7 protein-coding genes are annotated in these 7,888 nt (G+C 41.3%); 3 read left to right on the top strand and 4 right to left on the bottom strand.

Annotation, left to right across the window (positions count from 1 at the left end):
* Both G3O08_RS15755 and G3O08_RS15750 read right to left on the bottom strand, forming a co-directional pair.
* The coding region (locus G3O08_RS15755; protein ID WP_163286345.1) for an IS66 family transposase at window positions 1–340 on the bottom strand (340 nt) is incomplete at its 3' end.
* A 116-nt stretch (window positions 341–456) separates the two neighbouring features.
* Window positions 457–711 (bottom strand): hypothetical protein, encoded by a 255-nt coding sequence (locus G3O08_RS15750; protein WP_163286344.1) that lies wholly within the window; start codon window positions 709–711, stop codon window positions 457–459.
* Window positions 712–883: 172 nt separating this feature from the next.
* Here G3O08_RS15750 and G3O08_RS15745 point away from each other — a divergent pair, with 172 nt between their 5' ends.
* A complete protein-coding gene (locus G3O08_RS15745; RefSeq protein WP_239541279.1) occupies window positions 884–2,959 on the top strand; it encodes a Na/Pi symporter in 2,076 nt (691 codons plus the stop codon).
* A 509-nt stretch (window positions 2,960–3,468) separates the two neighbouring features.
* Here G3O08_RS15745 and G3O08_RS15740 read toward each other — a convergent pair.
* Window positions 3,469–4,998: a T9SS type A sorting domain-containing protein gene (locus G3O08_RS15740; RefSeq protein ID WP_163286343.1), complete on the bottom strand. Its 1,530-nt coding sequence runs from the start codon at window positions 4,996–4,998 to the stop codon at window positions 3,469–3,471.
* Window positions 4,999–5,184: 186 nt separating this feature from the next.
* Between G3O08_RS15740 and G3O08_RS15735 the strand changes: the two genes are divergently transcribed.
* Both G3O08_RS15735 and G3O08_RS15730 read left to right on the top strand, forming a co-directional pair.
* Window positions 5,185–6,570 (top strand): mercuric reductase, encoded by a 1,386-nt coding sequence (locus tag G3O08_RS15735; protein WP_163286342.1) that lies wholly within the window; start codon window positions 5,185–5,187, stop codon window positions 6,568–6,570.
* Window positions 6,567–7,355, top strand: coding sequence for a tryptophan-rich sensory protein (locus tag G3O08_RS15730; RefSeq protein ID WP_163286341.1), 789 nt, complete (start codon window positions 6,567–6,569; stop codon window positions 7,353–7,355). Before G3O08_RS15735 ends, G3O08_RS15730 begins: the two co-directional genes overlap by 4 nt.
* On the opposite strand, the gene G3O08_RS15725 is transcribed toward G3O08_RS15730, so the two are convergent.
* Entirely contained in the window at window positions 7,352–7,861 is a 510-nt protein-coding gene (locus G3O08_RS15725) for a hypothetical protein (RefSeq protein WP_163286340.1), read from the bottom strand. The two genes, G3O08_RS15730 and G3O08_RS15725, sit on opposite strands and share 4 nt — an antisense overlap.
* Window positions 7,862–7,888 lie beyond the last annotated feature (27 nt).

Here is a 7,888-nt window from a genome sequence, read left to right as displayed (position 1 = left end):
GCTTTTTAAATGTTACGACCTCTTTGTGCTTTGCATCGATGTCTTCGGTAAGCAATAAGTCCATGTCAGATTCTACCGATGATCGTGGCGGGTGGTGGTTTAGGTAATCTCCTGATTCCATTTGGGTTTTGATCTTTATGGCACTTACCAATAGCTTCTTACATTTTTTTGCCCACGGCGATTTGTATTGATCGTCAAAATAATTGAGTTCTCTAAGTAGATGTGCCAAGCAAATTTGGTGTTGCCAAGCACCTGACTTAAAGTGGCTTTTCCAACAATCGCTTACCAGAGTAGCGTTGGGAAAACCAGTCATTGTAAGCGACATGCCAGGGTATGCCATTCAACAGTAACTTGGAAATTCCATAAATGGTTGGATAAACATATCCGTCGTCTTGGGCAATGATTTCTAATACATTGTAAAGTCCAAATCCTCCCCAACTATTGTCAAGCTCACCGTTACCTATCTATCATTCCTAAATCGCGGGCGAATTCATTATCAAAACCACCACCAACCAATATTCTACCATCGTTAAGAAAATGAAAATCGGTAACCGCTAAGAAATTCTTAAATACACTATTCGTGTTAACGTTGTTATCTATTGTATAAGTCGGAAGCTGTGCTTTACTAAATAAAGCACACATACTTAATAGCAGAAAGCCAAAGATTCTTTGTCCTTTCCACTTTCTAAATAACACCAATATGTAGTCCATTTTTATCATTTAGTTATTTTCGAAGTTACATTTTTCTCACCAACTTTCTTTAATCCTTCAAAATATTACAAAAACTCGAAAAGCCAAACCAAGTAAATCATCACTTAACATTTTCTTAACCTGCCGGAAAGATGGAAATTATACACCGGCCTTAGCTTTGCAAGTCAGGTCTATGCCGTTCAGAAATTTCTACTTACGTTTCACGGGTATCGCTTTAGCGATGCTTTTTACACTCGCTGCCTCGGCTGCCGATGTGGTAAAACTTCACGGGCCGATTATTCAGGAAGAGAATGTAATTATTAGCTGGATGGTCGATTGCACTTCGCCCGAAGCACCTGAAGAAATTGTGATCAGATTTAACCGTTCTGTGGTGCTCGCCAATAAAGGAGAGGTCTGGAAATACTCCGATCCTGCACCCTATTCCGCGGGACATCTGGAGCTAAAAGACTTAAATCCATCTACTTCTTATGTTTACCAGTTGGGGTATCTAAAAAATCCCGGTTTGGAAAAAATCCCTGAAAATTATATCTGGAGCTCGCGCGAGCGGTTTGAAACAAAGATGCCCTGGGGTGCCACACGGTTTTTATTTTTGATTGGCGCCCTGAGCCTTTTTATTTTCGGAATGAAAACCATGACCGAAGGTATTCAGGCCTCTGCCGGAATTCGGCTGAGGCAAATTTTGGAATCCATGACCAAAAACCGGGTAACCGGCGTACTTTCTGGATTTTTGCTCACGGGCGTTCTTCAATCGTCGAGTGCAACAACTGTCATGACGGTAAGTTTCGTCAATGCCGGGCTTATTTCTCTAGCACAATCGGCGGGTATCATGATGGGGGCAAATATGGGAACCACCATAACCGGATGGATTGTCTCGTTGCTCGGATTTAGAGTAGATATTACGGTTTATGCACTGGCCATATTGGCTGTAGCCGCTCCCCTGCTCTTTATGCGCAAAACCGAATTCAGATCGTGGGGCACAGCGCTCACCGGCTTTGCATTACTTTTTATGGGATTGGGATTTCTGAAAGAAACGGTGCCCACTTTTAGCGAAAACTCGGGGTTCGTTCAGCTTATTATTTCCTACGCAAATATTCCCGTTTTAGGGGTGATCATGTTTGTGATTTTAGGAATAATTATTACGCTAATTGTACAAAGTTCGTCAACAGCAATTACGCTAACAATGGCTTTTTGTGCCACAGGTGTAATTCCTTTTGAAGCTGCTGCTGCTATGGTTCTGGGTGAAAACATTGGAACAACGGCTACCGCCGAAGTAGCGGCTCTGGTAGGCAATGTTCACGCTAAGCGCAGTGCACGAATTCACACTCTTTTCAATATTATTGGCGCCCTGTGGATGGTGTTTTTAATTCCATATGTGCTGCCCCTTATCGGTAAGTTCTTAGCCGCCGATCCTTACAGCAATACAGATGCGGGACATCAAGCAGCGACTATCGGACTAGCTGCTTTTCACTCCGTTTTTAATCTCACTAACGTGCTACTGCTCATATGGTTTGTGCCCCAATTGGTAAAACTTGCTACCAAAACGGTTCGCTCCCGCGGGCGTGATGACGAGACTTTCAGGCTGGAGTATATTGATACAGCTATTCAAATTTCGGAGATATCGCTGGTAGAAGCCAAGAACGAATTAGTAAAATTTGGCGACATAACTATGCGCATGTGCAGTTTTGTGCGAAAGCTACTTACCGAAACAGATTCTGATGTGCAGGATGATATGCACAAACGCATTCAAAAGTATGAGAAAATTACGGATAAGATGGAAGTTGAAATAGCCAATTACTGCGCCCGCTTATCGCGAATGGAGTTAAGTAATCTGGCTTCTGAAAGGGTACGAGCCATATTGAGCATTAGTAACAATCTGGAAAGCCTGGGAGATGTATTTTATAAAATGTCATCGACTATTGAACGAAAATCGGCAGCCAAAATTTGGTTTACACCTGACCAGCGCATTAATTTATTGGAAATGTTTGATCTGATTAACAAGGCTTTGGCCAATATGCTCAATAATTTGGAAAAAGACGAATCTGAAGAGATAGATATCAATTACGCGAAAGACCTGGAGCGCAAACTCAACAAAATGCGCAATCATTTGAAGCACGAATACATCCGTCGCATAGAAAGTGGAAATTACAATATGCGCAGCGGATCCGTTTACAGCGATTTGTTCTCGTCGCTCGAAAAAGCAGGCGATCATATTATTAATGTTTCGGAAGCTTTGGCGGGGGAGATTTAATAGGCAATTGGCAATAAGCAATTCGCAAAGGATTTTTGGAATCAGGATTTAATCTGCTGCAAAATTTGCAATAGGCAAGAGCAATTGGTGGATATAATTGGCCGCCTGCAACATAGCGCAGCGATCTTAGGACCTTAGGGAATAATAGGCAAAGAGCATGTGGTGAAGGCAAAAGAGCAACAGGAAATTAAGCAAATTTGAACTAAACGAAGGACTCTCATCCCTATGTGGTAACTTTGAGCGATAAGCCAAACTATAAGTCGACATTTTTTGATTTCACTAAATAGATTTGTAGGATCAGACCCCAAAGATTTTGGAAGCCTTTGAGATCTCATAACGTTGATAATCAAATATTTATTTGGATCATTTTTTAAGCGAACTGATTTCTATACAAGATATCTGCAGAGATGAGATGACCGCCGGAAAAGATGTTTGCGACGAAACAAGCAATTAGAATTTCCTGTTTTAATCTTCTCTACTCGATGGAGTTAACCGATAAAATGCGCCCACTACAATTTCACAAACCTTCCTGAATATAAATTCCCACCTGTTCCTTCTGCACGTAAAATGTATGAGCCGCTGGCGAGTTGGGAAACATTTAATTCTCCTTGCTGATTATTACTTTGCAAATCAGGAACACCCATTACGAGCCTTCCATCTAAGCTATACACTTTGATTTTTTTCAGCGATTGATTTTGTGGCAATGTCAAACGAATAATGTCTCTAACCGGATTGGGAGAAAGACTCAATTCACTTACGTTTGAAATAGTTTTAATCCCAGTATCGTCTCCATTAAAAATAATGAGACCAGAGCCATTGAGACCAAAATCATCTGGAGTAATGGTAATACAAGTTTCATCGTAACACAATGGTTCTTGCTCAAAAAACTGTTGTGCATAAAGGGTTGCACATACCTGATACGTGCCAATACTGTCATATGTATGTTGCGTCCACCACTCACTGCTAATGGGGCTACCGTCGCCAAAATCCCAAAAAATATCAATGGGGTAATCTGTACTGTAAATATCAATATCGAAATGAATTGCACCAGTTATCGAATCCTGATACATTTCTATACCCAGATTACATTCTTCATTCTGAAGATCGCAAGTTCCATCGTCAATAGTAGCTTGGGGGTTGTAATTTTGCCCCAAGGGATTGGTGCAGCCATATATTTCTGCTGAGTCAAGACAAGGTTCTGAATTGATACCAAAGGGTACTCTAACTTCTCCATCGTGAGTAAGTCCTGCGGTTAGAATTGTATCATTATTCAGGTGTAATGTAATCGTACTAAAAAGCCAGGCATCACCATCTAACACAAGCTCGTAACAACCATCTGGCAGACATGCTAAATCGAAATTATTATACATAGAAGTACCTAAAACATCGCCGGCAACAGATTCGCCATTCTGTTGTATCTGCCAACTAATAGATTGATTGTTAAAGACGAAATTCGGAGTTAAAAACACAGCATTATCTTCGCAATATTCACAGCCTGCATTTATAGTTGCCGACGGAGAATAATTTATAGCCGTAGAGTCTGTGCAGCCAATTACGCCACAGGTATTCTGTTCAGCGCCTACAAGAAGCCGATACGGATTTGAGGTCCCTGGAATTGCTCCATAGCCGCCTTGATAAGCCAAGGTATCCGGATAAAGCCATGAAAAATGAACTCCTCCGCTATCTGGTTGAGTGGGATAAACATCAATGTAATAACAAGAATCGACATGCATACAAGCTACCATTGTATTTATGTCCCATGGCAAATTCTGTTGAACGTTAGCCACCATGTGCGCCAGCGTATCAAGTTCATTTAATGAAACCATATAAATATTTGCACCATGTAGATTTGGCATTGGAAACAACTGAAACAATCTGTTTACTTCATTTTCTCCACAGTCTAAAAGATAAACGCAGGACGTATCGGTATCTCCGCTTGGTGAGTAATTCCAAGCTTCTGGATCATTACAAAACTGAGAATAACCTGTTTGAACAAAAAAGAGTGAGAATAAGATGAGGAAACCGGTTAGCTTTTTCATGAATTGATTTTAGCACAAGTTAAGAAATTCTCGTAACTAATATGAGGTCAATTGAAAGGAATTTCAGGTTTTGTTGATCATAACGCTTTTGAAAATGCGCTCGCTGTTTGTAAAACCAAATCTACTTTCTCAACAATCCACCGCTCCTTTACGTTTCCATACCACACTTTTCAATTTTAACCTTTTATGGAAACACAACATTTCGCAGCAATAATTATCGGTTCCGGTCAGGCCGGAAACCCACTCGCCTCAGCTTTCGCGAAAGCGGGAAAAAAAGTGGCATTAATCGAGAAGGATAAACTTGGCGGTGTATGTGTGAATAATGGATGTACACCTACAAAAACATATGTAGCGTCGGCGCGAGCGGCCTGGGCTGCGAGAAATGCTAAAAATTTAGGTGTAAATGTTAGCGAAGTAAAAGTTGATCTGAAAGCAATTAAGGCGCGAAAGAATAAAATCGTAGAAAAGTCGCGTACCGGGCTCATCAATATGGTAGATGAAAAATCTCAGATTCACTTGTTTCGTGGTGCGGCCAAATTTGCCGATGCAAAAACGGTTGAAGTAAATGGCCAAAAGCTATCAGCTGATCAGATTTTTATTAACGTGGGTGCCCGTCCACGCATAGTAGAAGGGTTTGAAAAAGTGAAATTTTACACAAATGTTTCTCTCCTCGAAATTGACGAAATTCCCGAAAAGCTTATTGTCATTGGCGGAAGCTATATCGGCCTTGAGTTTGCACAGATTTTTAGTCGCTTTGGCAGCAAGGTCACCATTGTTGAAATGAACGACAGGCTCATTAGTCGCGAAGATGTGGAAACCTCAAAAATCATTGCCAACATACTGGAAAATGAGGGAATTGAGCTTGAGCTTGGCGCTAAATGCATTGGCGGAAAGCCTTACGGCGAAGACGGTGTAGAGGTTCAGCTTCATTGTTCCGGTGAGCAACGCAGCATTCGCGGAAGCGCAATACTTATGGCGACGGGAAGGCAAAGCAACGCCGACCTATTGGCTCTGCACAACGCTGGAATTAAGCACGATGGGCACAACCATATCCATGTCAATGAGTTCTGCGAAACAAATGTGAAAAACATTTTTGCCGTGGGTGATTGCAATGGAAAAGGGGCATTTACACATACCGCATACAATGATTTTGAAATTGTAAATAGCTACTTGAATGGTGGAAACCGCAAATTAAGTGATCGGTATACAAATTATGCGCTCTATATCGATCCGCCAATGGGTAGGGTGGGATTGAGTCGCGATCAGGCTTTAAATCAAGGAATTGACATTTTATATGGCCGTATGGAAATGAGCCACGTAGCAAGAGCCATTGAAAAAGGCGAAACTCAAGGTTTTATGGAAGTGGTGATTGACAAAAAATCCGAAAAGATATTAGGAGCAACAGTTCTTGGTACCGGCGGTGATGAAATAATTGCCGTATTTCTTGCCACCATGTATGCCGGAGCATCTTATAAAACACTACGCGATTCTGTACAAACGCATCCCACGGTTTCAGAATTAATCCCAACCATGTTGCAAGATTTAAATGAACTAAAATCAACGAAAAAATGAATTCAAAAGGATATTCAATCATCAATTTAATCGGTGTTGTCGCAGTTATTTTTTTCAATTATTATCTCAATGCGCAAGGAATAAATGGAAATACCGTGGGCTCGCTAAGCGATAAATATGATAATCTTTTTACTCCGGCGGGTTATGCTTTCGCGATTTGGGGAGTCATCTTTCTCGCGCTTTTAGTTCAAGCAATTTTTCTTCTTGTGCGCTCCTTTAAACCCGAAAAAGATCAAACGCCAATCACCCAAATCGGCTTGGGGATATTCTTTGCCAACCTGTTTAATATTAGCTGGCTTTATGCCTGGCTTAATGAATATACCGGTATCTCGGTGGTAATTATGATTTTGCTTCTCATCATTTTACTCTCGGTAGTGGTAAGCACCAATATGGAAAAATGGGATGCCCCGCTCAAAATCATTGTATTTATTTGGTGGCCTATTTGCCTTTATAGCGGCTGGATTGCCGTAGCTACTATTGCCAATATTTCGGCTATGCTGGCAAAAATGGGTTGGACAGGTGGAATTCAGGAAAGCACTTGGGCATTAATCATGATTTGTATGGCCACTTTGCTAGGTCTTTTTATGATCTTCAAACGCAATATGCGCGAGTTTTCGATGGTTATTGTCTGGGCATTAATCGCAATTGCGGTGCGTCATTGGGGTGTTTATCCATTGCTTCAATACGCCGCAATAATTGGCTCGGCTGTACTGATAATTTATTCGGGATATCACGCTTCACAGCGCAAAGCCACGCTTCCGCAAACTAAAAGTTGGAACGATTAGTCCGCAAGTACAATTGCAGAAGTTTCTTTGGGAATGCTTGAATTTTTAGCTCTATCTACCAGTGTAACACCAAACTTAATGGTATCGCTTTCCGCGGTGGGCAAAGGCAAATCAAAGTCCATATCGTAAGTAACTTTTACGTCAAGCTGCTTATTTTGGCCGGCAGGCGTGAGTACAGGAATCCGAAAATTGAAGGTACTCGGAGTTTCTATCAGCTCCCATTCGCCATCGCGTTTTTCGTAATAATCAAGCCACAAATTATAGTAGTACGGATTTAGAATTGTGCTGTCAGCGTCTAAATATTGTTGAAATGGCGGAGCATCGCTGTCAATTCCAAAATCACCATCGCCATCTGTAAAATTGATAATCAACGCTTTATTTACCGAATCAAACTCAAGCGAATTAATTACCGGCTCGTCTGGAAAATCTTTACTGCGCTCGCACGACGAAATAATCCCTGCAAAAAGCACGGTTACAAACGCTAAAATTAAATATCTACTGCCCAAGGTCGTCAAGTGTCATTATCTTTGTAG

Source organism: Cryomorpha ignava (assembly GCF_010686655.1).
In the GTDB taxonomy this organism is placed as follows: Bacteria; Bacteroidota; Bacteroidia; order Flavobacteriales_D; family Cryomorphaceae; genus Cryomorpha; species Cryomorpha ignava.
The sequence above is the reverse complement of the archived record's forward strand: the minus strand, read 5'-3'. Positions and strand labels throughout refer to the sequence as shown.